This is a genomic window from Xanthomonas sp. SHU 166, from assembly GCF_000364685.1.
Taxonomy (GTDB): domain Bacteria; phylum Pseudomonadota; class Gammaproteobacteria; order Xanthomonadales; family Xanthomonadaceae; genus Xanthomonas_A; species Xanthomonas_A sontii.
Genome location: NZ_AQOJ01000949.1, coordinates 1 through 409 on the forward strand (window position 1 = coordinate 1; position 409 = coordinate 409).

Annotated in this window: 1 pseudogene; it reads right to left on the bottom strand. The window is 74.3% G+C overall.

What is annotated here, in order from left to right:
* A pseudogene (locus D180_RS21255) lies at positions 1-409 on the bottom strand (alpha/beta hydrolase); the annotation flags it as partial.

Consider the following 409-nt stretch of genomic DNA (forward strand, 5'->3'; position numbering starts at 1 on the left):
GCCGATGCGCTGCGGGTCCACGCCGTAATCGGCGGCACGCGCGCGGATCAGGCGCAGCGCGCGCTGCGCATCGGCCAGAGGCTGGTCGCGCGCGGCGGCGCCGTCGGTGGCCGCATCGGGCAACCGATACCGCAGCACGAACAGGGTGATGCCGGCTTGTTCGGCGAAGATCGGCACCAAGGCCGTGCCTTCCTTGTCCAGCACCACGCGCGCATAGCCGCCGCCGGGCGCCACCAGCAGCGCGCTGCCGTTCGGGTGCTTCGGCCGGTACACCACCATGTAGGGCTGGTAACGGCCGCTGAGCGCGCGATCGGGCAGGGCCGGGTCGTCGCTGCGCTCGACCAGATGCGCTTGCTCGGAGCCGGCCGTCGACCCCGGCGCCGGACCGGGCCACAGCGGCAGCCGCGCC